The sequence below is a fragment of the Mesorhizobium sp. WSM4817 genome (genome assembly GCF_055811135.1).
Window position 1 is genome coordinate 1 of the sequence record NZ_JBVVQQ010000141.1, and the last position, 401, is coordinate 401.

At 56.6% G+C, this 401-nt stretch carries 1 protein-coding gene; it reads left to right on the forward strand.

Going from position 1 to position 401, the window contains the following annotated elements:
- Positions 1–284: hypothetical protein (locus tag AC0L2K_RS35105; RefSeq protein ID WP_473533673.1), on the forward strand; the 284-nt coding region annotated here is incomplete at its 5' end.
- Positions 285–401 lie beyond the last annotated feature (117 nt).

Below are 401 nucleotides of genomic sequence, written 5' to 3' on the forward strand. Positions count from 1 at the left end.
TGGAAGAGCGGCAACGCTTGAAGCTTACCGGTACTAATAGTTCGATCGGCTTGATCGTTCTCATTCCCTATGCCCATTTTGGGCGACAATCCTTCGGATTGCGCCGAGATGGTCTGTTCTCGCTCACGCTTGTTCCGCCCTGCGGGCGGCGCTACGTGGGTGCGGCGCATCGGCGCCGACGGTCGGTCGACCTTGCGAAGCTTCGCTTCGAAAGGCGCCAAGACCAAAAGAACGGTAAAGGCACACATAAGACCAGCGAACAGATCAGAGAGAGCAGAAAATAGGACCCCTATTCGCTACTCTCTCATCGCTATTCGCTCAAAAAGCTTCTCGAGCAACGTGCGCTTTGCCGACCTGGTGGTTATGGCGGAGCGGCTGCACCCGATCCCATTCCGAACTCG